At 62.4% G+C, this 25,670-nt stretch carries 19 protein-coding genes; 3 read left to right on the top strand and 16 right to left on the bottom strand.

All coding sequences use genetic code 11. The annotated features are described in order from the left end of the window. Positions 1-101 precede the first annotated feature (101 nt). Both PQR67_RS00570 and PQR67_RS00565 read right to left on the bottom strand, forming a co-directional pair. Positions 102-1,415, bottom strand: coding sequence for a Glu/Leu/Phe/Val family dehydrogenase (locus PQR67_RS00570; protein WP_408453014.1), 1,314 nt, complete (start codon positions 1,413-1,415; stop codon positions 102-104). Between the two features lie 138 nt (positions 1,416-1,553). Then, complete coding sequence (locus PQR67_RS00565) at positions 1,554-2,516, bottom strand: LysR family transcriptional regulator (protein ID WP_408453011.1); 963 nt, start codon at positions 2,514-2,516, stop codon at positions 1,554-1,556. A gap of 130 nt (positions 2,517-2,646) precedes the next feature. Here PQR67_RS00565 and purB point away from each other — a divergent pair, with 130 nt between their 5' ends. Then, positions 2,647-4,035: an adenylosuccinate lyase gene (gene purB / locus PQR67_RS00560; protein ID WP_408453008.1), complete on the top strand. Its 1,389-nt coding sequence runs from the start codon at positions 2,647-2,649 to the stop codon at positions 4,033-4,035. 105 nt (positions 4,036-4,140) lie between these two features. Here the strand turns inward: purB and PQR67_RS00555 are convergent, their stop codons facing one another. The 4 genes from PQR67_RS00555 to edd all read right to left on the bottom strand — a co-directional run bounded on the left by PQR67_RS00555 (position 4,141) and on the right by edd (position 8,842). Further along, positions 4,141-4,644, bottom strand: a complete 504-nt coding sequence (locus tag PQR67_RS00555) for a gluconokinase (RefSeq protein WP_408453005.1) — start codon at positions 4,642-4,644, stop codon at positions 4,141-4,143. A gap of 10 nt (positions 4,645-4,654) precedes the next feature. Next, positions 4,655-6,019: a GntP family permease gene (locus tag PQR67_RS00550; RefSeq protein ID WP_408453002.1), complete on the bottom strand. Its 1,365-nt coding sequence runs from the start codon at positions 6,017-6,019 to the stop codon at positions 4,655-4,657. A gap of 250 nt (positions 6,020-6,269) precedes the next feature. Beyond that, the gene (eda, locus tag PQR67_RS00545) at positions 6,270-6,911 is read right to left on the bottom strand and encodes a bifunctional 4-hydroxy-2-oxoglutarate aldolase/2-dehydro-3-deoxy-phosphogluconate aldolase (protein WP_408453000.1); all 642 of its coding nucleotides are present in this window, start codon (positions 6,909-6,911) and stop codon (positions 6,270-6,272) included. Between the two features lie 26 nt (positions 6,912-6,937). Further along, the gene (gene edd, locus PQR67_RS00540) at positions 6,938-8,842 is read right to left on the bottom strand and encodes a phosphogluconate dehydratase (protein WP_408452997.1); all 1,905 of its coding nucleotides are present in this window, start codon (positions 8,840-8,842) and stop codon (positions 6,938-6,940) included. Between the two features lie 292 nt (positions 8,843-9,134). Here edd and PQR67_RS00535 point away from each other — a divergent pair, with 292 nt between their 5' ends. Continuing rightward, complete coding sequence (locus tag PQR67_RS00535) at positions 9,135-9,980, top strand: MurR/RpiR family transcriptional regulator (RefSeq protein ID WP_408452994.1); 846 nt, start codon at positions 9,135-9,137, stop codon at positions 9,978-9,980. A gap of 227 nt (positions 9,981-10,207) precedes the next feature. On the opposite strand, the gene PQR67_RS00530 is transcribed toward PQR67_RS00535, so the two are convergent. The 10 genes from PQR67_RS00530 to PQR67_RS00485 all read right to left on the bottom strand — a co-directional run bounded on the left by PQR67_RS00530 (position 10,208) and on the right by PQR67_RS00485 (position 25,033). After that, positions 10,208-14,611 carry a YadA-like family protein gene (locus tag PQR67_RS00530; protein WP_408452991.1) on the bottom strand — a complete coding sequence of 1,468 codons (4,404 nt, stop codon included), beginning with the start codon at positions 14,609-14,611 and terminating at the stop codon, positions 10,208-10,210. A gap of 550 nt (positions 14,612-15,161) precedes the next feature. Then, positions 15,162-15,578 (bottom strand): CopD family protein, encoded by a 417-nt coding sequence (locus tag PQR67_RS00525; protein ID WP_408298915.1) that lies wholly within the window; start codon positions 15,576-15,578, stop codon positions 15,162-15,164. A gap of 108 nt (positions 15,579-15,686) precedes the next feature. Further along, positions 15,687-16,958, bottom strand: a complete 1,272-nt coding sequence (locus tag PQR67_RS00520; protein ID WP_408452988.1) for a glutamate-5-semialdehyde dehydrogenase — start codon at positions 16,956-16,958, stop codon at positions 15,687-15,689. A 336-nt stretch (positions 16,959-17,294) separates the two neighbouring features. Then, entirely contained in the window at positions 17,295-18,416 is a 1,122-nt protein-coding gene (gene holA / locus PQR67_RS00515) for a DNA polymerase III subunit delta (protein ID WP_408452985.1), read from the bottom strand. Between the two features lie 83 nt (positions 18,417-18,499). Next, positions 18,500-19,051, bottom strand: coding sequence for an LPS-assembly lipoprotein LptE (locus PQR67_RS00510; RefSeq protein WP_408452982.1), 552 nt, complete (start codon positions 19,049-19,051; stop codon positions 18,500-18,502). Between the two features lie 92 nt (positions 19,052-19,143). Beyond that, entirely contained in the window at positions 19,144-21,735 is a 2,592-nt protein-coding gene (leuS, locus tag PQR67_RS00505; RefSeq protein WP_408452979.1) for a leucine--tRNA ligase, read from the bottom strand. A 190-nt stretch (positions 21,736-21,925) separates the two neighbouring features. Beyond that, positions 21,926-22,363, bottom strand: coding sequence for an ExbD/TolR family protein (locus tag PQR67_RS00500; protein WP_153134465.1), 438 nt, complete (start codon positions 22,361-22,363; stop codon positions 21,926-21,928). Between the two features lie 24 nt (positions 22,364-22,387). Beyond that, positions 22,388-23,116, bottom strand: coding sequence for a MotA/TolQ/ExbB proton channel family protein (locus PQR67_RS00495; RefSeq protein WP_408452975.1), 729 nt, complete (start codon positions 23,114-23,116; stop codon positions 22,388-22,390). 77 nt (positions 23,117-23,193) lie between these two features. After that, positions 23,194-23,991 (bottom strand): 4-hydroxy-tetrahydrodipicolinate reductase, encoded by a 798-nt coding sequence (gene dapB / locus PQR67_RS00490; RefSeq protein WP_408452972.1) that lies wholly within the window; start codon positions 23,989-23,991, stop codon positions 23,194-23,196. A gap of 196 nt (positions 23,992-24,187) precedes the next feature. Then, positions 24,188-25,033: an outer membrane protein assembly factor BamE gene (locus PQR67_RS00485; RefSeq protein WP_408453794.1), complete on the bottom strand. Its 846-nt coding sequence runs from the start codon at positions 25,031-25,033 to the stop codon at positions 24,188-24,190. 158 nt (positions 25,034-25,191) lie between these two features. On the opposite strand from PQR67_RS00485, the gene fur reads away from it, so the two are divergent. After that, positions 25,192-25,620: a ferric iron uptake transcriptional regulator gene (gene fur, locus PQR67_RS00480; RefSeq protein ID WP_012434340.1), complete on the top strand. Its 429-nt coding sequence runs from the start codon at positions 25,192-25,194 to the stop codon at positions 25,618-25,620. Positions 25,621-25,670 lie beyond the last annotated feature (50 nt).

Raw genomic sequence — 25,670 nt, 5'->3', positions numbered from 1 at the left:
GATGCCGCCCGCCGGGTCAGACACGCGGTCTTTTGAACCGCGTCGAAGCAAGGTTCGGCAAGGTCCGCGAGGTAGCGGACCCGCCGTTTCACGCAATCAGATCAGGGGTACAGACCGCGCAGTTCGCGCGCTTCCAGGATCCGCTTACACGCGACGATAAACGCCGCGGTCCGCACGGATACCTTCTGTTCGCTCGACACTTGCCACACGGCGGCAAATGCTTCACGCATCACGCGTTCGAGACGTTGATTGATCTCGTCTTCGGTCCAGAAGAAGCTCGAGAAGTCCTGCACCCACTCGAAGTACGAGACCGTCACGCCGCCGGCGTTGGCTACCACGTCCGGAATCACGAGGATGCCGCGATCGTGCAGAATGTCGTCCGCTGCCGTGGTGGTCGGGCCGTTGGCGCCTTCCACGACGATCTTCGTCTTGATGCTGCCCGCGTTCTTTTCGGTGATCTGGTTTTCCAGCGCAGCCGGAATCAGGATGTCGGATTCGACCTTCCAGAATTCGTCGTTCGCGATGGTATCGGCTTCCGGGAAGCCGCCCACGCCGCCGTTCTTCGCCACGTAGTCCGCCAGCGCGACCGCATCGATACCGGTCGACTTGTACAGCGAGCCGGTGTGATCCTGCACCGCGACCAGCTTCGAGCCCGCTTCCTGGAACAGGCGCGCGGCAATGCCGCCCACGTTACCGAAGCCCTGCACGGCAATACGCGCGCCTTCGATGTCGACGCCGATGCGGCGCGCGGCTTCGGAGGCAACCACGAACACGCCACGGCCGGTTGCTTCACGGCGGCCCAGTGAACCGCCCAGCGCGATCGGCTTGCCGGTCACCACGCCCGTCGCCGTTTGGCCCTGGTTCATGGAGTACGTGTCCATCATCCACGCCATGATCTGCTCGTTCGTGTTCACGTCCGGCGCGGGGATGTCGGTATTCGGTCCGATGATGATGCCGATTTCGCTGGTGTAGCGGCGCGTCACGCGCTCCAGCTCGCCACGCGACAAGGTGCGCGGGTCGACACGGATACCGCCCTTCGCGCCGCCGTACGGCACGTTCACAGCAGCGTTCTTCACCGACATCCACGCCGACAGCGCCATCACTTCCGACAGCGTCACGTCCTGGTGATACCGCACGCCGCCCTTACCCGGACCACGCGACACGTTGTGCTGCACGCGATAGCCTTCGAAGTGCGCGACCGTGCCGTTATCGAGTTCGATAGGCACATCGACGATCAGAATGCGCTTCGGGCGCTTCAGGGTTTCGAGCCAGCGGGACAGGGAGCCGAGGTACGGCGCGACACGGTCCACCTGGCGCAGGTAGTTGCCCCACGGGCCGAGATCGTCTTTATTCAGGTAGGAGGGAACGGACTGCAACGTTGATGCGGATTGTGCGGCGTGTTGCTGGGATGACATGAACGCTCCGGCGTTGATCGAGTGACAGCATTGTCGAAAAACGCCGTTTTGAAATCCAATGCCGTTTCCTTATCCGATTATGTTTTTTTTGCATAACCATCAAGAAGCCGCAAATTCGCGTCGTGGCGACGCAGGTTTTCAGACAGACCCCATGCCCTGCGCCAACTCCTCCGACACCACATCCCACAACTGCCGCACGAGTATCTGCCGCGCATCGTCGCCTTTCGCGGCCAGCTTGTCGCGATAGAGGCGAATTTCCATGGTCAGCGTGAGCTGCCCCTCGGGCGTGCCACGCGTGGCGCGATCGAGGCGGATCAGCTTGCTGTCGGCAACCGCGTCCTCAACCGCGCTGTAGGGCAGGAAGGCAATGCCGTGGCCGGCCAGCGCCATCGCCTTGAGGCCTTCGGCCATGTCGGTTTCGTACAGCCGGTCGAGGTAGAGGCGCTCCGGCGCATTGGCGAGGATCACTTCGGTCATGCGGCCCAGATACGCATTTGGCGTATAGGTCAGATAAGGCGTAGGCGCCTCTGCCGTACCTGGCAGCGTGTGCCGCGGCCGGCCGGCGCGGCCCGGCGCCGAGAACGGACTGATCGGCTCGTTGCCTAGCGTGAGCATGTCGTAACGCGCCGGATCGAGCGCGATGGGGTGGCTCGGATGGTGATAGGCCATCATCAGATCGCAGCCGCCTTCCACCAGCGCCAACGCCGCATCGTGCACGTTCAGCGCCCGCAGCCGGGTGTGGATCGGGCCCATCTGCGCTTCGATTCGCTGCAGCCAGCGCGGGAAGTACGTGAGCGACAGCGTATGCGGCACCGCGAACTCGATGGTCGCCTGCGGCGTCGCCGTGTGTCCGCGCAGCAGAGCACGCGCCTCGTGGAACTGGGACAGCATGGCGAGCGCCTGCTCATAGAACACCTGACCTGCCGCCGTCAGACGCGTCGGATAAACCGAACGATCGATCAATTCCGTGCCGAGCCACGCCTCCAGGGCCTGAATCCGCCGCGAAAACGCCGGCTGCGTAACGTGGCGCGATTCGGCCGAGCGGCTGAAACTACGCGTCTCCGCGAGCGAAACGAAGTCTTCGAGCCATTTCAGTTCCATGCGAAGCCTGCTGCCAGCGGGAGGGAGGAAGTCAGCATTCTAGCGGCGCGGCTAGGGCGCCGGGGTTGAGTGGTAAAATCCGCGATTCCCTCCGTTCCCGATCCGCTCCCCGAGCGTTCACGCCCCCATCATGTCCGACACCCGCCCCGACACCCTGTTCGCGCTGAACGCGCTCTCCCCGCTCGACGGCCGCTACGCCTCGAAAACCGAAGCCCTGCGTGACTGGCTCTCGGAAGCCGCATTCATGCGCAATCGCGTGACGGTTGAAATCCATTGGCTGATCGCACTGTCGCAAGCCGGTTTCGCCGAAGTGCCGCGTTTTTCCGAAGCCGCCGAACAATTCCTGCTGCAACTGGCCGAGCGCTTCACCGCGCACGACGCCGCCCGCATCAAGGAAATCGAACGCGTGACGAATCACGACGTGAAAGCGGTCGAGTACTGGCTGAAAGAATCGGTGAAGGGTCAGGAAGAACTGGAACGCGCGAGCGAGTTCATTCACTTCGCGTGCACGTCGGAAGACATCAACAACACCTCGCACGGCCTGATGCTCGCCGGCGCACGTGAACACGTGATCCTGCCGGCGCTGCGCTCGGTGCATCAACGCCTCGTGGCGCTGGCGCATGCGCAAGCCGAACAGCCGATGCTGTCGCGCACGCACGGCCAGCCTGCCAGCCCCACCACGCTCGGCAAGGAAATCGCCAACGTCGCCGCGCGTCTGGAACGCGCGATCGACCGCATCGCGAAGGTCGAGTTGCTGGGCAAGATGAACGGCGCGGTCGGCAACTTCAATGCGCACCTGTCCGCGTATCCGGAATTCGACTGGGAAACGTTCTCGCGCGAAGTGGTCGAGCAACGCCTGAAGCTCACGTTCAATCCGTACACGATCCAGATCGAACCACACGACTACATGGCCGAACTGTTCGACGCCGTCTCGCGCGCGAACATCATCCTGCTGGATCTGGACCGCGACGTGTGGGGCTACATCTCGGTCGGTTACTTCAAGCAACGCACCAAGGCCGGCGAAATCGGTTCGTCGACAATGCCGCACAAGGTCAATCCGATCGACTTCGAAAATTCGGAAGGCAATCTGGGTCTCGCCAACGCGACCCTGCGCCATCTGGCCGACAAGCTGCCGATTTCGCGCTGGCAGCGCGACCTCACCGACTCGACGGTGCTGCGCAATATTGGTGTCGCGTTCGGTTACTCACTGCTCGCCTACGACTCGCTGATCCGCGGCCTGGACAAGCTCGAAGTGAACGCACAGCGTCTGAACGAAGACCTCGACAACTGCTGGGAAGTGCTGGCCGAGCCGGTGCAAACGGTGATGCGCCGTTACGGCATCGAGAACCCGTACGAGCAGTTGAAGGAACTGACGCGCGGCAAGGGCATCACGCGCGAAGCGCTGCAAACGTTCGTGAGCGGTCTCGCGATTCCGCAAGATGCGAAGGACCGTTTGCTCGCCATGACGCCGGGTTCGTATATCGGCAAAGCGGTCGAACTGGCGAAGCGGATCGCTTAAGCTTCAGTCATTACCTCACTGCTAAAGGCACAAAAAAGCCGCTTCGAAAATTCCGAAGCGGCTTTTTTTATTCTGCGACGTGCGCGGCAAAGCGGGCTTGAAACCTCACCGCGCCGCCATCTGCTTCAACACGTCGTCGACGATTTCTTCCGGCGACAACTCGATGCTCACCGTGATCGCCTCGTCAGGACCCGGCTCTTCGAGCGTATCGAGCTGGCTTTGCAGCAGCGACGGATCGAAGAAGTGACCGGTGCGCGTGGTCAGCCGCTCGCGCAGCACCTCGAACGAACCCTTCAGATAGACGAAGCACACGCCCTTATCGCCATTGCTCCCGCCGCGCAGAACATCGCGATACGAGCGTTTCAGCGACGAACACGTGAACACCGCTTTCTCACCCGCCTGCTGCTTCTCTTCGATCGCCACCCGGATGGTTTGCAACCACGGCCAACGGTCTTCGTCGGTAAGCGGAATGCCGTGGTGCATTTTCTCCTTGTTGGCGACGCTGTGAAACGCATCGCCGTCGGTGAATGCGCAGTGCAGGCGTTCCGCCAGCATTTCGCCAATTCTCGTTTTGCCGGCGCCCGACACGCCCATTGCGATCAGAATCATCAAAAACTCCTTACACGACCGTCGCGAGCGCGAAAGTCAAACCCAAGCCCATCAGCGAAATGATGGTTTCGAGGAGCGACCATGTCTTGAAGGTCTGCCCCACCGTCATACCGAAGTATTCCTTGACCAGCCAGAAACCGCCGTCGTTCACGTGCGAAAAAATCAGCGAGCCCGAACCGGTGGCGAGCACCAGCAATTCCGGCGTGACCTGCACCCCGCTCGCCGAGGCAATCGGCGCGACGATACCGCAGGCGGTGGTCATCGCGACTGTCGCCGAACCCGTGGCCAGACGAATCAGCGCGGCCACCAGCCAGCCGAACAGCAGCGGTGACAGATGCATGGCCGTTGCCACACCGACGATTTCCTTCGAGATGCCGCTATCCATCAGCACGCGCCCGAAACCGCCGCCCGCGCCCACGATCAGCGTGATGCCCGCGATGGGCGCCAGACAGTCGCCGCAGAACTTCTGGATCTGCTCACGAGTGAAGCCGCGGCTCGCGCCGAAGGTCCAGAAACTGACCAGCACGGCGATCAACAGGGCGACGTCAGAGTTGCCGACGAAACGCAGCAGATCGTTCGCCAGGGTCTTCGGCGTAAACACGAGGTCGGCCCAACTGCCGATCAGCATCAGGATCACCGGCAGCAGAATCGTGAACAGCGTAATGCCGAAGCTCGGCAGTTCGCGCTTTTCCTTTTTCTCTTCAGCGGCGCCGAGAAACTGCGCGGCGAGCGGATTGTTCTCCGGCAGCTTGATGTAGCGGCTGATCAACAGCGCGAACAGCGGACCGGCAACGATCGCTGTCGGCACGCCCACGATGAGCCCATAGGCAATCGTCTTGCCGATGTCCGCGTGATACGCCTGCACCGCGAGCATCGCGGCCGGATGCGGCGGAATCAAACCGTGGACGACGGACAGACCCGCGATCATCGGCAAGCCGATCAGCAGCAGCGACTTGTTGGTGCGTTTCGCAACGTTGAACGCGATCGGAATCAGCAACACGAAGCCGACTTCAAAAAACACCGGCAAGCCGACGATGATCGCCACGACCATCATCGCCCAGTGAATGTGCTTCTCGCCGAACTTGTCGATCAACGTGGTCGCGATGCGCTCCGCGCCGCCCGATTCGGCCATCATCTTGCCGAGCATGGTGCCGAGGCCAACCACGATCGCAATGTGGCCGAGCGTGTTGCCGTTGCCGGTTTCGAACGATTTGACGATGGTGCCGATCGGCATGCCGGATACGAGACCCAGCAACAGCGAGACGATGATGAGGACGAGGAACGGATAGACCTTGTAGCGGGTGATCAGCAGGATCAGCAGTGCGATGGCGATCACCGCGAAGACCAGCAGCGTGCTGCCGTGGACAGCTTCCATGAAGCGCCTCCTTTGCGTTATTGATGTCGGTGCGGAACACGGCTGGCACCCGTCTCACGGCGACCTGCAGCGGTGCCAGAAAACCCGGCAAGCCGCGCGGACGCTGAATTTTACTGTTTGTTGTCCCTAAAAGCGCGCGAATCCGGCGCGCATATCGAAAAGGAGCCTCGCCGTGGCAGCCTCACAGGCTGTTTCGACGAGGCTCCTTTGCGTAGAACCTGACTGACGAACTAGGGTAAGCCGATGCAGTTCAATGCGCGGGCGCGGCCAGTTGGCTGGCGGCACGCGCCAGACGCGTGACTTCGTCCCAGTTTTGGGCGGCGAGCGCGGCCTTCGGCGTGAGCCACGAACCGCCCACGCACACCACGTTGGGTTGCGCGAGGAAATTGATGGCGCTTTCGGCCGTGATGCCGCCGGTCGGGCAGAATTTCAGTGTCGGGAACGGGCCGTAAAACGCCTGCAGCATCGGAATACCGCCGGCTTGCTGCGCCGGGAAGAACTTGACGATCTCGTAGCCTAGTTCGAGCGCCGCGATGATGTCGCTCGGCGTCATGACACCTGGCAGCAGCGGCAAGCCCGCATCCTGCGCGGCCTTGTGCATGTCTTTCGTCAGACCCGGCGACACGCCGAACTGCGCACCCGCTTTCTTTGCCTGAAAACAATGCTCGGGCTTCGTAATCGTGCCGACGCCGACCACGATGTCTTCGGCCAGTTGGCTCGCGCGCTCGATCGCTCCGAGCCCCGCAGCCGTGCGCAATGTGATCTCGAGCACCTTCACGCCACCTGCGTGCAACGCGCGCGACACGTTTTCGCCCTGTTCGACCGAGTCGAACGCGAGCACCGGAATCACCGGGCCGAGGCGCACGATATCGCTTACTGTTTTCGCCGTCATAGTCAGACTCCTTGTTTCTGCAGCGTTTAGCTGGCTTGAGTGGTGCTTGTGTGTTCTTCGGTGCGTGCCTGGGCCCGTTCACCATGATGCACCGCGCGCTCGCCCACCATCGGGCCGAACACCGAAGCACCCTGCTCCGCGGGCGCAGCGGCCGCACGGAACACGCCGAACAGTTCGCGGCCGAAGCCGACTTCATTTTCCGCCTGATGCTGCGGCAAAGCTTCCGGCCGCGCCGCCCATTCGGCCGCATCGACTTCGATGTCGAGCACGCCCGCGTCCGCGTCGATCACCAGCATGTCACCGGTGCGAACCTTGCCGATCGGGCCTTGCAGCAAGGCTTCCGGCGACAGGTGAATCACCGCCGGCACCTTGCCCGACGCGCCCGACATGCGGCCGTCGGTCACCAGTGCGACGTGGAAACCTTGATCCTGCAACACACCAAGCAGCGGCGTCAAACGATGCAGCTCGGGCATGCCGTTTGCGCGCGCGCCCTGGAAACGCACCACCGCGATGAAATCGCGCTTCAGCTCGCCGTTGTCGAACGCGGCCTGCACCGCTTCCTGCGAATCGAACACGATGGCGGGCGCCTTCACCTTGCGATGCTGCGCCGCCACGGCCGAAATCTTGATCACGCCACGGCCGAGCTTGCCTTGCATCAGACGCAAGCCGCCGTCCGGCTGGAACGGTTCCTTGATGCCGCGCAGCACCGCCGTGTCTTCGCTCTTTGCCGCGCCCGGCACCCATTGCAGCTTGCCGTCGATCAGCTTCGGCTCTTCCGTGTAGTGATGCAGACCCTTGCCGGCGACGGTATTCACATCTTCATGGAGCAAGCCGCCTTCCAGCAGATTGCGGACGAGGAACGCAACGCCGCCAGCAGCGTGGAAGTGGTTCACGTCGGCTTTGCCGTTCGGGTAAATCTTTGCGAGCAACGGCACGGCTTGCGACAGCGTGTCGAAGTCGTCCCAGTCGATCACAATGCCGGCCGCACGCGCGATCGCAACCAGGTGCAAGGTGTGATTGGTCGAGCCGCCCGTTGCCAGCAACGCGACGATGCCGTTGACGATCGCCTTCTCGTCGACCACATGGCCGATCGGCGTGTAATTGCCGCGCTCGACAGTCAGATCGAGCACCCGGCGCGCGGCCTGCGCGGTCAACGCGTCGCGCAGCGGCGTATGCGGATGCACGAACGCGGAACTCGGCAGATGCAGGCCCATGACTTCCATGAGCATCTGGTTGCTGTTCGCGGTGCCGTAGAACGTGCAGGTGCCCTGGCTGTGATACGCGGCGGCCTCTGCTTCGAGCAGCGCGTCGCGGCCGCACTGGCCGGTGGCGAATAGCTGACGCGTCTTGGCTTTGTCGTCGTTCGACAGGCCGCTGCCCATCGGGCCGGCCGGCACGAAAATCGTCGGCAGATGGCCGAATTGCAGCGCGCCGATCAAGAGACCCGGCACGATCTTGTCGCAAATGCCAAGGCACAACGCCGCGTCGAACATGTTGTGCGTGAGCGCGACCGCCGTGCTCATGGCGATCACTTCGCGCGAGAACAGCGAAAGCTCCATGCCCGCGTTGCCTTGCGTGACGCCGTCGCACATGGCCGGCACGCCGCCCGCGAATTGCGCGACGCCGCCGTTTTCGCGCGCGGCTTCCTTGATGATGTCGGGGTAGTTTTTGTACGGCGCGTGCGCGGACAGCATTTCGTTGTACGACGACACAATGCCGATGTTCGGTTCCCGGATCGCCTTGATCGCGAACTTGTCGCGGCCTTCGAGGCCGGCAAAGCCGTGGGCCAGATTGGCGCACGACAGCGCACCGCGCGCCGGAAACTTGCCTTGAGCCTGTTCGATGCGGGCCAGATACGCCTCGCGAGTGGGCTTGCTGCGCTCGACCACGCGTTGCGTGACTTTCAACAATTGCGAATGCGGGGAAACCATCGGAGCTCCTTCGTCGCTGGCTTGAGGCGCGCACGCACTTTGCCAGGCAGGTATCGCGGGGGATGTCGAATCAGTCGACGTCGCAATATTAGTAGAAAAACTACACGATCGCAATGGTGATTCCTGTTGCGTCGCGGCATCTTTGAATGGCCGCAATGCCATGCTGGCGCTACCTTAGCGCCATGGCAACTCAAACCTAGGGATTACACCTAGAACCAGATATGTAGTTTTTGTACCTTATCCGGCAATCAGATATAGTCCACGCATTCTTCAGCATAGTGCGAGTTTTCCGATGATGCTCTCCCAGGTGGAAGAGATGCGCGATCAGTTGCGCCCGTCCGAGCGCAAGCTGGCCGATTACGTGATCGAGGCGCCGCGCGAGGTGCTCGACCTGTCGATGACCGAAGTGGCCGCCCGCGCGGGCGTCAGCCAGCCGACCATCGCCCGGTTCTGTCACGCGCTCGGTTTTTCGGGCTTTCGCGAGTTCAAGATCCGGCTGGCGCAAGGCATCGCGGCGGAAGTGCCCGCGGTCTATCGCGACGTGCGGCCGGACGAGCCGACGCCCGGCGTCGCCGCGAAGGTGCTCGACCGGACCATCGGCGCGCTTATCCAGGTGCGCAACAATCTTTCGTCGGACAGCGTGGGGGCGGCGATCGCGCTGCTGGCGCGGGCGCGGCGCATCGAGTTCTATGGCGCGGGCGGCTCGGGCATTGCCGCGCTGGATGTGCAGCACAAATTTTTTCGCCTCGGCATGCCAAGCGTCGCGTATTCGGATCCGCACACATTTCTGATGTCGGCGGCGCTGCTGGGGGAAGGTGATGTGGTGGTGGCAATTTCGAACACCGGCCGCACGCGCGATATCGTCGATGCCGCGAAGTCGGCTCTCGCAGCGGGCGCGAAGGTGATCGCGATCACCCATGGCAATTCGCCCCTGGCGCGGCTTGCTACGGTGGGCTTGTTTGCCAACGTCGACGAAGACACGGATATCTTTTCGCCGATGACTTCACGTGTCTCGCATCTGGCGATCGGCGATATTCTCGCGGTGGGTGTCGCGCTCAGCCGTGGGCCGGAACTGATTGAGAAGCTCGCGCAAGCGAAAGAAGCGATCAACCGCAGGCGGATCGATCCGCGTGCGTAAGGCAGCAGGCTGCGTGCAGCTTACGCGCAGCGCCGCGTGAGTGTCTTAACGGTTCGTGCTGTCGAACGGATGCCTCGCTCATAAGACTCGCGCTGCGCCAAACGAAACGGGCTTCCCAAGGGAAACCCGTTTCAATTGCACTACGAAGAGCACTACGGCCAGATCAGATCCAGCTTGGGAAAGGGAAAGGCGGCCTGACTGCGCCGCTTCCCGCGTCCTTCACGTGCTTACCATTGATACGACGCACCTGCGCCAACCGTCGTTTCGCTGCCGCTGATGCCTGCACCTACCTTGACCTTCAGGTTCGGCGTGATGCGCGCCGACGCGCCCACCGCCGCTGCCTGATAACCCTTGTAGGTCGCCCCAGCGACGCCGACTGCCAGCGTCTTGCCCGCGTCGACTTCCGGGATCATCGTCAGCGCGGTGGCGGCTGCGACGCCGCTGTAGGCCGCGCGTGCCGTATCACCGATAGCCGACTGCATCTGGCCGAGGTTCACCGCATCCGTCGCCGTCTTGCCAGGAGCGACGTTCGTAATGCGACGCTCGTTGCCTTGCGAACCGACCGACACCGTGTTCGCCTCATCAGCCACCGAGCCCGAGCCGATCGCCACCGAGTTGTCGCCGCTGGCCTGCGAGCCGCCACCCAACGCCATCGCATTGGTGCCGGTCGCCGCTGCTGCCGGACCGCTACCGGCGTTGAGCGACATCGCATTGTTGCCGGTCTGCTGCTGGTTCTGCACGGATTGCGACAGATCGGACAGTTGCTGGTTGGTGTTCCACAACTGCGCGCCGGTCACTGCATCAGTACTCGTCGCCGACAGTTCACCGTCCTGCAGGTTGGTCAGCTTCACCTTCGGCGCGTTGGCCGCACCACCCAGCGTGACCTGGTTGTGTGCCGACGTATCGTACGACACCGCGTTCGCCACCGAGCCACTGATCGATCCGACCGTGGTCTGCAGGCTGGCGATATCGGACGTGTTTTGCGTCACGCGGCCATCGAGGTTGGCGACGGCTGCGCCGACGTTGTTCACCGTCGTGCCGCCCACGCTGTAGGACGGCGCGGAGATCGTGCCGTCCGCGTTGACGGTCGATCCGCCGCCGAGCGCCGCCGCTGTGCTGGCTGCGTTCGCATGCAACTGCGAGCCGTTCACCGCATCGACGCTATCCGCGTTCACCGCGCCGGCTGCCACGCCCGTCACGACGCGATTGCCCGCCGTGCCGGCCATGTTGACCCGCAGGCCGTCCGTTGCCGCGCCGACGAGGATGTCGCGCGAAGTCGAATCCTGCGTGACGATACCGATGCTGCCGTTGTTGATCTGCGACTCCAGCGAGGTCAGGTTGGTGTCGAGCGTATCTAGCGCGCCGCCGACCGTGTTCTGCGTGCCGCCCTGCATGTGATACGTAGGGCTGACAAACGAACCATCCGCGTTGACTTGCGCACCGCCGCCGAGCGACGCGACAACCGGGTTCAACTGGCCCAGGTTGACGGCCGAGTTGCTGGTGGTGCCGGCTGCGACGCCGATCAGTTCGCGCGGACCCGCACTGCCCACGAAGTTGACATGCGTGCCGCCGGTGTTGCCGGCAACCGTCAGATCGCCCGATCTCTGATCCTGCTGCACGAGGCCTACTGTGCCGCTGCTGAGCTGGTTGGTCAGATCGCTCACCGAACCTTCGACCGTCGAAACACGCGTGTCGAGTTTGCCGATGTCGCTGGTGTTTTGCGCAATATCGCTCGTGTTCTGTGCGATGTCGCTTGCGTTTTGGGCAATCGCGCCGGTGTTCTGTGCGATGTCGCCGGCATTCTTCGAAATGTCGCTGATGTTTTGCTCGATATCGCTGGCGTTCTTCGTGATGTCGCTGGTGTTCTGCGCAATCGCAGCGGCATTCTGCGCAACGTTCTGGTTCGTTGCATACAGTTGCGAACCGTTCACCGCGTCCGCGCTCGCGGCTGACACCTCTCCCTTCGCCACGTTCGTGAGCGTCGTGCCCGACGCGCCGGCGAGCGTCACCTTGTCTTGCGCCGCCGTGTCGTAGGCCACCGCGCCAGCCACGCCGCCTCCCAGACTCGCAAGCTGCGAGTTGAGGGTGCTGATGTCGCCCGTGTTCTTCGTGATGTCGCTGGTGTTCCGCGTCACCCGGCCGTCGATGCCTGTGACCTGCGTGCCGAGCGTGGTCACGCTGGCGTTGGTTTCGTTCAACTGCGACATGTTGACCGCGTCGCTGTCGTTCACGCCACGCGCCACGTTGGTGATCGTGGTGCCACCGACCTTGGTCGCGCTATCGTACGCGGTGCCGCCCAGCGTCACCGTGTCGTGCGCCGACGTGTCGTATTTCACGGCATCGGCCATTTCGCCGTTGAGCGTGCTCACCTGCGTGTTCAGCGTGCCGATGTTGGTCGTGTTCTGGGCGATGTCGCTGGTGTTCTGCGCAATATCGCCTGCGTTCTTCGAGATGTCGCTGGTGTTCTGCGAAATATCGCCGGCATTCTTCGAAATGTCGCTGATGTTTTGCTCGATATCGCTGGCGTTCTTCGTGATGTCGCTGGTGTTCTGCATGATCGCAACGGCATTCTGCGCAACGTTCTGGCTCGTCTCGTACAGTTGCGAACCGTTCACTGCGTCCGTGCTCGAGGCGGATACGTCACCCTTCGCCACGTTCGTGAGCGTCGTGCCCGACGCGCCGACGAGCGTCACCTTGTCTTGCGCCGCCGTGTCATAGGCCACCGCGCCAGCCACGCCGCCTCCCAGGCTCGCAAGCTGCGAGTTGAGGGTGTTGATGTCGCCCGTGTTCTTCGTGATGTCGCTGGTGTTCTGCGTCACCCGGCCGTCGATGCCGGTAACCTGCGTGCCGAGGGTCGTCACGCTGGCGTTGGTTTCGTTCAACTGCGACATGTTGACCGCGTCGCTGTCGCTCACGCCACGGGCTACGTTGGTGATCGTCGTGCCACCCACCTTGGTCGCGCTGTCGTAGGCGGTGCCGCCCAGCGTGACCTTGTCGTGCGCCGACGTGTCGTATTGCACAGCATTCGCCATCTCGCCGTTGAGCGAGCTCACCTGCGTGTTCAACGTGCCGATGTCGGTGGTGTTCTGGGCGATGTCGCTCGTGTTTTGCGTGATATCGCTGGCATTCTTCGCGATGTCGCTCGTGTTTTGCGTGATATCGCCGACGTTCTTCGCGATGTCGCCAGTGTTCTGCGTGATGTCGCTGCTGTTTTGTGCAATCGCGGCGGCATTCTGTGCAACGTTCTGGTTCGTCGCGTACAACTGCAAGCCATTGACCGCGTCCGTGCTCGATGCCGACACCGCGCCCGCCGCCACGTTCTTGAGCGTCGTGCCCGATGCGCCGCCCAAGGTCGCAGCGGCTTTGGTCGTGTCGTCGTAGGCGACGAACGCGTTGGTGGCGTTGCCGCTCGAATCGGTTTTCAGGCCGGCTGCCTGCAACTGACCGTAATTGACTGCATCGGTAGCTTGCGTACCCGCCGCCACATTCACGACCTGGCGCTGCTGTGCGGTACTACCCACAGCAAGGGCGTAGGCGCGATTCGTGGATGAACCTTGGCCCAACGCAACGGAGTAGTCACCGCTGACTGAGGCGCCCTGCCCTATGCCAATCGAAGCAAGCCCGCTGGCTTTGACGCCTTGACCAATAGCAACGGATGCTTGAGTTGCTGCCGTGCTGTCAGCACCGATGGCGATGGCCCATTGGTCTTGCGCCTGATTGTGAGCCCCCATAACAATGGAAGCAGAACCCGATGCATTGGAACTGGAAGCGGACGTACTAACTGAGATAGAGTTCGCACCGCTTGCAGTTGAGTTCGTACCGATAGCGATACTTCCTTGGCCCGACGCAACAGAATCAGGACCACTCGTGGTCATACGGAAATGCGGGATGCCAATATTTGTGCCCGACGTGCTGGCAATGGCGTTCACCGTACTCTGCATCGCCGCGATATTCGTGGTGTTCGTGGTCGTCCGGCCATCGAGATTGGAGAGGGCCGCGCCAACGTTGTTCACGGTCGTGCCCCCCACGACATACGACGGCGCCGTGATCGCGCCGCTCGCCGTCACGCTCGAACCGCCGCCGAGCGCCGCTGCGTCGCTGGCGGCCAGCCCGTACAGTTCCGAGCCGTTGACCGCGTCCGTGCTTGACGCCGACACCGTGCCATTCGCCAGGTTGGTGATCTTCTTACCACCCATATCGAGCGTATTCAGCACAAACACACCGCTGTTCGTGATCTTCATCTGATCGACGCCGCCCGCGCCAATATGCGCGGTGTTCGGATCGGTCACCGTGAAATACGCACCTGCCGTGCCGCTGCCGTCGTAGGAAACAATCCCCGCCTGCTGCGTAGCCGCGCTGCAATCGCCGTTGGTCACGACCACCGCGCCGTCAGCCGAAGAAATGCAGTCCGAGTTGGTCGTATTCGTGCCCAGGATACCCGCGGCGAACGAGTTCGGCGTCGCCGCCGCCTCCGACTTCACCGCCGTGCCAAAGCCAACCCCTGCGGCCAGCAACGCAGCTACCAGCGCCTTGGTATTCCGGCTCGACTTGCCATGGCTCTTCGTCACTTCCGACGCGGCCACATACGTTCCGGTGGTTTCATTCCATACGGTTTTGTACGACTTGTTCATGATTTCGTCCTTCTGAAGGTCTTGTATCGGTCAGTGCCGCGGAGGCGTCTCAATGAAAATCAGCGCGCGTCAGTGGGGTAGCAGAAGGATTGAAATCAGGGTCGTCGTGAAGAGTTTTTCCGGACCATCCCATTAATCCTTCCGGGGATGTCACGACTATAAAATTAAGAATTTCGCTGTTTAATAGGACGATTCTTAAACAAAATCCGACACGAGTCGTATTTTCCTTACTTTAGAGTTCATCAAATACGACTTTTAGACTGCCAAATCCAAGTCAAGCAAGGCAAACAGCCGACAGAAAGCACACGATGAACGCATAGGAACGTGACTAAGCCTCGTCCAGAATCAGAAAATTCCGAACGAAGAAATCAGTCGAATGGGAGCGATTGGAAGAGAGGACGGCGCGAAAACGGCCTGGACAGAATCGACGGCGGCGCTTAAATATCACTCAAAAATTAACCGACGATCGATTCACTCCGTCGTGTGGCGATAAATGCCACATGACGAATTAATACTTAATCAAAAAAAACAAATAGGAATATTCCTATTCTTAAAACGGCTTGATCACAACCAAAGCCACCGCTGCCAGCATCCCGAGCACCGGCAGTTCATTGAACATCCGATACCACTTGTCCGTGCGACGGTTCTCGCCGCGCTCGAAAGTCCGCAGCAGCACGCCGCAGTACGCGTGATAGATGATCAGCAGCACCACCACGCCGACCTTGGCGTGAATCCAGCCCTGCCCGCGCCCGATGCCCACCGCCAGCCACAACCACAGCCCACATGCGAGCGCCGGCACCGCGATGAAGGTCATGAAGCGAAACAGCTTGCGCGCCATGATCAAAAGCCGCGCTGTGGCGGCGGGTTCTGTCTCCATCGCCAGATTGACGAAGATGCGCGGCAGATAGAACAGGCCGGCAAACCAGGAAGCAATCAAAACGATGTGAAACGTTTTTACCCAAAGCATCAGCGGTCCTTGTGCGACTTGTATCGTGGAGAACAGCGCTCCTGGCGGCGCGTGCGTCGGGAAGCGTGTCCGCATCCCGACGCAGCAATTGCGCGACTAAGGCGAGCTTTACTGCCGCCCTTCGCCGTGCCCGAGCACGATGTATTTGAGCGACGTCAGCCCTTCCAACCCCACCGGTCCGCGCGCGTGCAGCTTGTCGTTCGAGATGCCGATTTCCGCGCCCAGACCGAATTCGAAGCCGTCGGCAAAACGCGTCGAGGCGTTGACCATCACGCTCGCCGAATCGACTTCGCGCAAGAAACGCATGGCGCGGTCGTGATCTTCGGTGACGATCGCGTCGGTGTGCTGCGAACTGTATGTGTTGATGTGCTCGATCGCCGCATCGAGGCCGTCGACCACCTTGATCGCCAGCACGGGCGCGAGATACTCGGTGCGCCAGTCTTCTTCGGTGGCATCGACGAGCGGGCCGACGCCCGCCGCCGACAACACCGCGCGCGCAGCAGCATCCACCCGAAGCTCGACTTCCTTGCCGCGATACAGCTTGCCCAAAGGCGGCAACACTTCCGCCGCGATGCCGCGCGCGACCAGCAGTGTCTCCATCGTATTGCAGGTGCCGTAGCGGTGCGTCTTGGCGTTGTCGCAGACGGTCAGCGCCTTGGTCAGATCCGCGCGATCGTCGACATACACATGACAGATGCCGTCGAGGTGCTTGATCATTGGCACGCGTGCTTCGTTCATCAGCCGCTCGATCAGGCTCTTGCCGCCGCGCGGCACGATCACGTCGACGTATTCGGTCATCGTAATCAGCTTGCCGACCGCGGCACGATCCGAAGTAGCCACCACTTGCACGGCGTCCTGCGGCAAACCGGCGGCTTCCAGCCCTTCGCCAATCAGTTTCGCCAATGCCGTATTGCATTCGAGCGCTTCCGAACCGCCACGCAGAATCGTCGCGTTGCCGGACTTCAGGCACAGCGCCGCGGCGTCGATGGTCACGTTCGGACGCGATTCATAGATGATCCCGATCACGCCGAGCGGCACGCGCATCTGGCCGACCTGAATGCCGCTCGGGCGATATTTCAGGTTGCTGATCTCGCCGATCGGATCGGCCAGCGCCGCAACCTGGCGCAAGCCTTCGACCATCGTATTCAACGCCTTGTCCGACAACGTCAGACGGTCGATGAAAGCCGCGTCGAGACCTTTGTCGCGCGCACGCGCCACGTCGCGCGCGTTGGCTTCTTTCAGCAACGCAGCATCGCGTTCGATCGCGTGGGCGACCGCGGCGAGCGCGGCGTTCTTCGCCGCCGTCGACGCCCGCGCCATCGCACGCGAAGCGTGACGGGCGCGGCGGCCGAGGTCGGTCATGTATTGGTCGATATCCATGGTGATTCTCGTGGTGCCGCGCACATCGAGGTGCAACGGACAGGCAGATTTAGACAAATGATCAAACGATTGTAAGTCGAGTAGCGGCGCTTTGCTTAACCCGGCGCCCGGCGAGCCTAGGGACTTCAGGCTCCGCACTGCGGCGTGACGCGAGGATGCGACCATCGAAGGTCTATCGCACCGGCACTGGATTCGCGGGATAAATCGCGGGACAAACGCGGTACGGCTGATGCCCAAAGTGACCGCCGCCGCAAAACCTGGAGAGACTGGCGGCGTGACTTACATCCCGCCCCCCATACATTCCACCGCGCGAAGCCACCAGTGCAAGCAATGCCCTCAGCCCGTCCTTCGAATCGGCGCGCCTGCCCCAACCCGAGGCCGCGGTGGCGGCACAGGCGCCGATTTAGCTGGCGAAGCCACCGTCATCGCCAGATCGAACAACCCGTCCCACGGATCGGGCGGCGGATCATTGCGATGATTGCCCGGCGTGCCGCCGGACAAGCCTTTCACCTGCCGATCCAGCCGCGCCGCCAAAGCCAGCGCCTTTTCAAGCGCACTTTCCGTGACGCGCGACAGCGCCGGCCCAATCAGCCGTTCGCGCGGACCCCATACGCGGTTCTCACGCACCAGCATCGCAAGCGGTTTGCCCGCTGCAACGCCGCGCTTGATCCGCAACAGTGTGCGCACTTCTTCGACAACCGCCCACAGCACCAGCACGGCGGCCTCGCCTTCGCCGCGCAAGCCGTCGAGCATGCGAGCCAGGCGGCCGACATCGCCCGCCAGCATCGCTTCGTTCAGCTTGAAAACGTCATAGCGAGCGACGTTCAGCACAGCGTCCTGAATCTGTTCGAAGCTCAACGAACCGGCCGGATACAGCAGCCCGAGCTTCTGTATCTCCTGATGCGCGGCAAGCAGATTGCCTTCAACACGTTCGGCGATAAACGCCAGCGCGCGCCGGCCTTCTTCGCCGGCAACGATCCGCTGACCCTGTGCCGCGAGCCGCTGACCAACCCAATTCGGCAACTGCGCCCGCTCGACAGGATCGATTTTCAGCGCCACACCGGCGTCGGACAGCGCGGTGAACCATGCCGACTTTTGCGTGGCCGCGTCGAGCCTCGGCAACGTGATCATCGTCAGCACGTCGTCATTGACCGCAGCGGCGAGCGCCTTCAACGCGTCCGCGCCTTCCTTGCCGGGTTTGCCCGACGGGATGCGCAATTCAACCAGTTGGCGGTCGCCGAACAGCGACATCGACTGACTCGCACCCAGCAGCGAACTCCAGTCGAAACCGCGCTCGACGGTGAACACCGAACGGTCGGTAAAACCGGCCGCACGCGCCGTCGCGCGAATCCGGTCGCACGCTTCCTGCGCGAGCAGGTGTTCGTCGCCGTACACGACGTACAGTCCGGCGAGTCCCTTGGCGAGATGCGCTTCGAGCGCGTCAAGTCGCAGTTGCATGGCTACCGATCGGCAAGGTTAACGAGTGCATGAGCGAGTACATGAGCAAGCGCGGCATGCTAAACAAAGACACAGCGCGATGCTCACAGCGGCGGCGGCGGCAACGGCGCGCGCGGCGCAACTGCCGGCACTTGCTGACCCGGCTCCGGATGCATCGAGCGCACCATCGACAGACGGCGCGTAAGCTGGTCAATCGCGTCGTTTTCCATGTCCGCGTACAGAATGTCGGCTTCCGCAGCCTTGGCCTGCGAGTACTGGTCGCTATAGGTCATCGCGCGATTCAGCGCGATCACGCTCGTCGGAATCAGCACCGTGCCGTCCTTGCCGATCAGCGTGTAGCTCATCGACAGATTCATTGCATATTCTTCGACGACACCCAGCGAGTTCAGCGTAAGCGTGCTCGTGTTGCGGCCTTCGGTAATCTGCAACGTTGCGTCGGCATTCGCGACGGACGTGACCACCACCGTGTCGCTGCCACCTTGCACAAGGCGGGTCAGCCGCGCGCCGGCCGCCGCCGAACCGCCGGATATATAGAGTCGTTTGAATGCGTAGTCCTGCTGGCCGCGCAGCTGGAAGCCGCAGGCGGACAACATCAACACGCTGCACACCAGCGTCAATAACGATCTGCGAGTCACATTGGCTCCTGGTTCGCAGTGGATTCCGCGACGAGAGACACGCGCCGCCATGCGCGGCGGCGTCCTGCCTGCTGTCATGTTCCGGCGGGCGGTCAAACGACCACGTTCACGAGACGGCCCGGCACCACGACGATCTTCTTCGGTGGCTTGCCTTCGCTGAACTTCTCGACCGCCTCATGCGCGGTAGCGAGCTTTTCGATCGCTTCGCGTGTCGCGTCTTTCGCGACCGTCAACGCGCCGCGCACCTTGCCGTTCACCTGAAGCACGAGCTCGATTTCGGCCTGTTCGAGCGCCTGTTCATCGACCTTCGGCCACGCTGCGTCGAGCAGCGAGCCGAATTCGTCGGCGTAACCGAGTTCCTGCCACAACTGGAACGTCTGATGCGGCACGACCGGGTACAGCACGCGCAGCATCACGCTATACGTCTCGCGCAGGACCGCCGGCTGAGCACCCTTCGCGCTGTCGAGCGCATTGAGCATCTTCATCGCCGCCGACACCACCGTGTTGTACTGCAAGCGCTGGTAGTCGAAGTCGGCCTGCTTCAGCACGCTGTAGATTTCGCGGCGCAGCACCTTGTCGACTTCGCCAAGTTGCGCAGCATCGAACTTGCCGCCGGCGCGCAACGCTGCTTCGTTCGCGTGACCGAAGCTCCATACACGGCGCAGGAAGCGGCTCGCGCCTTCCACGCCCGAACCGGACCATTCGAGCTGCTGCTCGGGCGGCGCGGCGAACATCACGAACAGACGCGCAGTGTCCGCGCCGTGCTGATCGATCAGCAATTGCGGATCGACGCCGTTGTTCTTCGACTTCGACATCTTCTCGACGCCGCCGAGCACGACCGGCTGGCCGTCCGCGTTCAGCACGGCACCGACCGGGCGGCCCTTGTCGTCGAACGAAACGGTGACGTCAGCCGGGTTGTACCAGGTCTTCTTGCCCGCGTCACTTTCGCGATAGTAGGTTTCGTTGAGCACCATGCCCTGCGTGAGCAGGTTCTTGGCCGGCTCGCCGAAGTTGACCAGACCCATGTCGCGCATCACCTTCGCCCAGAAGCGCGAGTACAACAGGTGAAGAATCGCGTGCTCGATACCGCCGATATATTGATCCATCGGCGCCCAGTAATCGGTGCGCTCGTCGACCATGGTCTTCGCGTCCGGCGCCGCGTAGCGGTAGAAGTACCAGGACGAATCGACGAAGGTGTCCATCGTGTCAGTTTCGCGTTTGGCCGCGCCGCCGCAGGTCGGGCAGGCGCAGTTCACAAACGCTTCGGATTTCGCGAGCGGATTACCCGTGCCGTCCGGCACGAGGTCTTCCGGCAGCACCACCGGCAGATCTTTTTCCGGCACCGGCACGTCGCCGCACGTCGGGCAGTGAATGATCGGAATCGGCGTGCCCCAGTAACGCTGGCGCGACACGCCCCAGTCACGCAGACGCCACGTGATCTGTTTGTCGCCGAGGCCGAGTTCTTTCAGGTCGGCGGCGATCTGGTCGACCGCCTGCTCGTAGGTGAGACCGTCGTACTTGCCGCTATTGATGAGCGTGCCGGTCTTGTCGCCGTACCATTCTTGCCAGGCATCGGTCGAATATTCCTTGCCTTCAACCGTCACCACCTGCTTGATCGGCAGACCGTATTTCTTCACGAACGCGAAGTCACGCTCGTCGTGCGCCGGCACGCCCATCACCGCGCCTTCGCCGTAGCTCATCAGCACGTAGTTGCCGATCCACACTTCGACCTGTTCCTGCGTCAGCGGATGCGTGACGGTGAAACCGGTAGCCATGCCCTTCTTTTCCATCGTCGCGACGTCGGCTTCAGCCACGCCGCCGCGCTTGCATTCCTCGATAAAGGCCTGCAATTCCGGCTTGTCTTGCGCGAGACGCGTGGCGAGCGGATGCTCGGCAGCGACCGCGCAGAAAGTCACGCCCATGATCGTGTCGGCGCGCGTGGTGAACACACGCAAAAGCTTCTGCTCGCCGTCGATTTCATACGGGAAACCGAAGTTCACGCCGAAGCTCTTGCCGATCCAGTTCTGCTGCATGATCTTGACGCGCTCGGGCCAGCCGAGGCCTTCGAGGTCGCTCAGCAGTTCATCCGCGTACTGCGTGATACGCATGTAGTACATCGGGATTTCGCGCTTTTCGATCAGCGCGCCCGAACGCCAGCCGCGACCGTCGATCACCTGCTCGTTGGCAAGCACGGTCTGATCGACCGGGTCCCAGTTGACGGTGCCGGTCTTCTTGTACGCGATGCCCTTTTCGAGCATCTTCAGGAACAGCCACTGGTTCCACTTGTAGTAATCCGGGCTACAGGTCGCAACTTCGCGCGACCAGTCGATCGCGAGGCCCATCGACTGCATCTGCTTCTTCATGTAAGCGATGTTGTCGTAGGTCCACTGCGCGGGCGGCACGTTGTTGGCCATCGCGGCGTTTTCCGCCGGCATGCCGAACGCGTCCCAACCCATCGGCATCAGCACGTTGTAGCCGTTCATCCGCAGGTAGCGGTACATCACGTCGTTGATCGTGTAGTTGCGCACGTGCCCCATGTGCAGCTTGCCCGACGGGTACGGCAGCATCGAGACGCAGTAGAACTTGGGCTTATCAGTGGTTTCCGATGTCTTGTACGCGTCGATAGCGCGCCATTGCCCCTGCGCGGCGGCTTCGACGTCGGAGGGAACGTATTTTTCGTGCATGGTGTGATGAGATCGCTGGGTTCGGTGCTTTCGCACCGGCCGCTTTGGTGCTCTGCTGGATGAAATGGCGTCGTTTCCCCTTCGGCGGGGGAAAGGGCTGATTATACCGTTCGCGGACGGGTGCGCCGCGCGGCGTGGTGTGCGGGTTCAGCGGGGTTGCGTCCGAACGGGCGCGGTGCCGCCGGCGCCGCTATGGCTTCGCGCCGGGCGGCGGTGGATCCGTTACGAAACCGATCCGTTCGAGCCCGGCCTGTTGCGCCGCCCCCATCACCTGCGCAATCACCTCGTAGCGCGTGGAGCGCTCGGCGCGCAACTGGATCTCAGGCTGGTCGGCCTGCCCCGCTTTGCCCGCCTCCACGAAGCGCGCGCGCATCTGCTGGAGCGTGATGACGGTGCCGTTCCAGTACAGCTTGCCGGCGGCATCGATTGAAAGGGAAATGGTTTGCGGCGTTTGCCGCGCGGGTGCTGCCGCGACTTTGGGCAAATCGAGCCGGATCGCGTGCGTGAATAAAGGCGCGGTAATGATAAAAATCACCAGCAGCACGAGCATCACGTCGATCAACGGCGTCATGTTGATCTCGGCCATCGGCGCAGCCGTCTGCTTTTTCTCGAGTCCGCCGAATGCCATGTCGCCTCCCTCCGTCTGCCGGTCTCAGCTTTGCGCCGAATGAGTCCTGGGCTGGGCTTGCTGCGCTTGAGGCTGGGGCCGGGCCTGATCCGCCGGCGCACACACATAGGCGTGCAGATCGTGCGCGAAGCCGTCGAGTTCTTCCGACAACTGCCGCACCATCCGCCCAAGCACGTTATAGGCGAGCACCGCCGGAATCGCGACCACGAGGCCGAAGGCCGTCATGATCAGCGCCTCGCCGACCGGTCCGGCGACGTTCTCGATCTGCGCCTGACCGCTTGCAGCAATGCTGCCGAGCGCGTGATAGATGCCCCAAACCGTGCCGAGCAGGCCGACGAACGGCGCCGTGCTGCCCACCGAGGCCAGCAGCACCTGGCCGAACTCGAGCCGCCGCTGCGACGCGTTGAGCGCCTGACGCAGCGCCCGCAACACCCGTTCGCCACGCTCGACGCGGGCGAGCAGCACGCCGGGAATGTCCACTTCGCCCGCATGCAGCGCTGCCTCGGCGAGCGGCGTGAAGACGCGCTCGCGATCCACGCGCTTCAGTGCCGCGACCCCGTCCGCCAGTGTCGGCGCCTGCCAGAACTGCGCGATCGCCGGCGTGGCCTGGTGTTTCGCGCGCGTGAGGATCCAGCTTTTGACGATCAGAAAGCACCAGCTCGCAATCGACATAGCCAGCAGCACATACGCGACGCCATGCGTGATCGCGTCGCTGGTTTCCAGGTAATGGAGGATGCCGCTGCTGCCTGCCATCTGGCCTCGCCGGTGGAAAGTGATTACAGGGCGCTACAAAAACGCAGAACAGGGCCGCACCCGGCCCCGAGGCACGCTCAACGCAGGCCGAGCACGTCCTGCATGTCGAACAGGCCGCTTTTGTGGCCTTCGAGGAAACGTACAGCACGAAGCGCGCCTTGCGCGTACGACAGGCGGCTCGCCGATTTGTGCGTAATTTCGATACGCTCGCCGATGCCGGCAAACAGCACCGTATGATCGCCGACGATGTCACCACCGCGAATCGCCGAAAAGCCGATCGTGGACGGATCGCGTTCGCCGGTCACGCCTTCGCGGCTGTAAACCGCGCAATCTTCGAGTTTGCGGCCGAGCGCATCGGCAATCACCTCGCCCATGGTCAGCGCCGTGCCGGACGGCGCGTCGACCTTGTGACGGTGATGGGCCTCGATGATTTCGATGTCGTAGCCGGTCGCGAAATGCTTCGCAGCGTATTCGAGCAGCTTGAGCGTGACGTTGACGCCCACGCTCATGTTCGAAGAAAACATGATCGCGATCTGGTCCGCCGCGGCGTGCAGTTGTGCTTTCTGCTCGTTGTCGAAACCGGTCGTGCCGATCACCATTTTGACGTTGTGGCGCCGCGCGGCTTCGAGGTGCTTCAGCGTGCCTTCGGGACGCGTGAAGTCGATCAGGTAGTCGGACTCGGCAAACACACGCTCGATATCGTCCGTCAGCAGCACGCCGGTCTGTTTGCCGAGAAACGCGCCGGCGTCCTGACCGAGTTGCGGGGAGCCTGCACGATCGAGTGCGCCGGACAGCGTGGCGCCGGAATCGTTGAGGACGGTTTCGATGAGCATCCGGCCCATACGGCCCGATGCGCCAGCAATGGCAATTTTCATGGCTACGAGGGTTCGAAAGGGGTAAACGCGGCAAAAACCCGTCAAACGCGGGCAAAAACGGCGGCGGGCAGCACGCCTTGGCGCCGCACTGACTGAAACAGCAGAATACCTGACGGCCGCCACGCACGGCGTGTTACCCGTACGTGGCGCCTACGCGGCGTTTTCGCCGTGCCTTATCAAGACACGGACAGCCCGATTAGTTGCCTGTTCCCGAAGATGCGGGAGAAGCGGGCGCAGCGGTCAACGGTGCGTTCAACGTCGGACCACCGCTGCCGGTTTGCGAGCCCGTTGGTCCCACCGGGTTCTCCGAGGTGCCGGAAACCTGCGGCGGCGGCGGACGGTGGAACTGGAACTGCGGCTGTCCGGCCGCCGTTGGGCCCTGCGACGGGATACCGCCGCCGTTGGCGGTCGGCACGGCCGGGCGCACGGAAGACTGCGCATTCGACGGCGTCTGCACCGCATTGGTCAACCGGTTGGCGGCCTGCGCGGCTTCAGCGTTAGCGTCTGTTGAAGGCAGGGCCGCTGCGGCAGCGGCTGCGTCGGCGGACGGCGAACGCGTGGTGTCCACGGTAGCCGGCGCCGCAGCCACCGCCGCGCTGGCGCCAGTTGCTGCGCTTGCCACGTTCGGCACCGGGGCCTTCTTCTTGCCGAGTTTGTCGCCGTCGATTTCAGCCAGCAACTCGAGGTTGGAAGGCAGATCGTCGCCACCCGACCAGCTGGCGACGCGGTCACCCGCGAACAGGATCACGAAATCGCGCTGTTGCACGACGTTCGTCGAGCCGCGTTTGAAATAGAACACGTAGTCCCAGCGGTCCGCGTGGAACATGTCAGTCAGGAGTGGCGTGCCGAGCAACTGCTTCACCTGCGCGCGCGACATGCCGACCTGCATCTGTGCAGCCGCTTCCTTCGAGACGAAATTGCCTTGCACCACCGTAATACGATACGGCGTAATGCTTTGGGCAATACGCTGCGTCAAACTGTCGTAGGTGGAACATCCGGCAAGAACCGCGACAGTCGCAACAGCGATCAAGGTACCCCGCATGCGGCTCCCCCGGTAGATCAATTGAGATTTTGAAATCATTTCACTCACCGTGCGGGCCCGTTGACGAGCCGCGCGAGTTTCATTCCATCGAAGATGACCAGAACGGCAAAAACACATTACTATGAGAGCCCAGCATTGTACTCTAGGGATCCCTTGCCATGACCAATCCAACCGATCTCAAGAATATCGGGCTCAAGGCGACCCTTCCGCGCCTCAAAATCCTTGAGATTTTCCAGCATAGCCCGGTGCGCCATCTGACTGCAGAAGACGTCTACCGCAACCTTCTGCACGAAGAACTCGATATCGGTCTTGCAACCGTGTATCGCGTGCTGACGCAGTTCGAGCAGGCCGGCCTGCTCTCGCGCAGCAATTTCGAATCGGGCAAAGCCGTGTTCGAATTGAACGAAGGGTCGCACCACGACCACCTCGTCTGCCTCGATTGCGGGCTCGTCGAAGAGTTTTTCGACTCCGAGATCGAGAGCCGTCAGCAGTCCATCGCGAAGGAACGCGGCTTCAAGCTGCAGGAACATGCGCTGGCGCTGTACGGCGCGTGCACCAAGGAAAATTGCCCGCATCGCAAGCACTGAAGCTGGATTAGTGCGATGTCGGCCGCGTCGGGGTGCGCGGCACGGCAGTA

Source organism: Paraburkholderia fungorum, from assembly GCF_046026025.1.
Classification (GTDB): domain Bacteria; phylum Pseudomonadota; class Gammaproteobacteria; order Burkholderiales; family Burkholderiaceae; genus Paraburkholderia; species Paraburkholderia fungorum_E.
This window is presented reverse-complemented; position numbering and strand designations above follow the sequence as displayed.

Excerpts from the sequence above, each read along its gene's own strand:
- PQR67_RS00570 (WP_408453014.1), bottom strand. The coding sequence starts at position 1,415 with ATGTCATCCCAGCAACACGCCGCACAATCCGCATCAACGTTGCAGTCC.
- PQR67_RS00565 (WP_408453011.1), bottom strand. The coding sequence starts at position 2,516 with ATGGAACTGAAATGGCTCGAAGACTTCGTTTCGCTCGCGGAGACGCGT.
- purB (WP_408453008.1), top strand. The coding sequence starts at position 2,647 with ATGTCCGACACCCGCCCCGACACCCTGTTCGCGCTGAACGCGCTCTCC.
- PQR67_RS00555 (WP_408453005.1), bottom strand. The coding sequence starts at position 4,644 with ATGATTCTGATCGCAATGGGCGTGTCGGGCGCCGGCAAAACGAGAATT.
- PQR67_RS00550 (WP_408453002.1), bottom strand. The coding sequence starts at position 6,019 with ATGGAAGCTGTCCACGGCAGCACGCTGCTGGTCTTCGCGGTGATCGCC.
- eda (WP_408453000.1), bottom strand. The coding sequence starts at position 6,911 with ATGACGGCGAAAACAGTAAGCGATATCGTGCGCCTCGGCCCGGTGATT.
- edd (WP_408452997.1), bottom strand. The coding sequence starts at position 8,842 with ATGGTTTCCCCGCATTCGCAATTGTTGAAAGTCACGCAACGCGTGGTC.
- PQR67_RS00535 (WP_408452994.1), top strand. The coding sequence starts at position 9,135 with ATGATGCTCTCCCAGGTGGAAGAGATGCGCGATCAGTTGCGCCCGTCC.
- PQR67_RS00530 (WP_408452991.1), bottom strand. The coding sequence starts at position 14,611 with ATGAACAAGTCGTACAAAACCGTATGGAATGAAACCACCGGAACGTAT.
- PQR67_RS00525 (WP_408298915.1), bottom strand. The coding sequence starts at position 15,578 with ATGCTTTGGGTAAAAACGTTTCACATCGTTTTGATTGCTTCCTGGTTT.
- PQR67_RS00520 (WP_408452988.1), bottom strand. The coding sequence starts at position 16,958 with ATGGATATCGACCAATACATGACCGACCTCGGCCGCCGCGCCCGTCAC.
- holA (WP_408452985.1), bottom strand. The coding sequence starts at position 18,416 with ATGCAACTGCGACTTGACGCGCTCGAAGCGCATCTCGCCAAGGGACTC.
- leuS (WP_408452979.1), bottom strand. The coding sequence starts at position 21,735 with ATGCACGAAAAATACGTTCCCTCCGACGTCGAAGCCGCCGCGCAGGGG.
- PQR67_RS00500 (WP_153134465.1), bottom strand. The coding sequence starts at position 22,363 with ATGGCATTCGGCGGACTCGAGAAAAAGCAGACGGCTGCGCCGATGGCC.
- PQR67_RS00495 (WP_408452975.1), bottom strand. The coding sequence starts at position 23,116 with ATGGCAGGCAGCAGCGGCATCCTCCATTACCTGGAAACCAGCGACGCG.
- dapB (WP_408452972.1), bottom strand. The coding sequence starts at position 23,991 with ATGAAAATTGCCATTGCTGGCGCATCGGGCCGTATGGGCCGGATGCTC.
- PQR67_RS00485 (WP_408453794.1), bottom strand. The coding sequence starts at position 25,033 with ATGCGGGGTACCTTGATCGCTGTTGCGACTGTCGCGGTTCTTGCCGGA.
- fur (WP_012434340.1), top strand. The coding sequence starts at position 25,192 with ATGACCAATCCAACCGATCTCAAGAATATCGGGCTCAAGGCGACCCTT.